The 235-nt window shown below is 49.4% G+C and carries 1 protein-coding gene; it reads left to right on the plus strand.

Annotated elements, in window-relative coordinates:
• Positions 1–235 (plus strand): hypothetical protein (locus tag HBA93_RS23610; protein WP_221724829.1); only part of this gene is annotated, 235 nt, incomplete at both ends.

Here is a 235-nt window from a genome sequence, read left to right on the forward strand (position 1 = left end):
ATTACGACCTTTAATAACGGCGTGTACACAGCTTGTCGCGCCTGCGCCACAGATCCGAACAAACCGGTTCTCTGGCAGGTAAAAGCCAAGAAAATTATCTGGAATGGCACCAAGAAGACAGTTCGCTTTGAAGGCGGCCGTTTTGAAATGTTCGGTAAATCGCTGTTTGCCCTGCCCGCATTTGAAATTGCTGATCCGTCTACCAAGCGTAAGAGCGGTTTTCTGTTCCCGAGCT

The organism is Ochrobactrum sp. SFR4, assembly GCF_019730395.1.
Classification (GTDB): domain Bacteria; phylum Pseudomonadota; class Alphaproteobacteria; order Rhizobiales; family Rhizobiaceae; genus Pseudochrobactrum.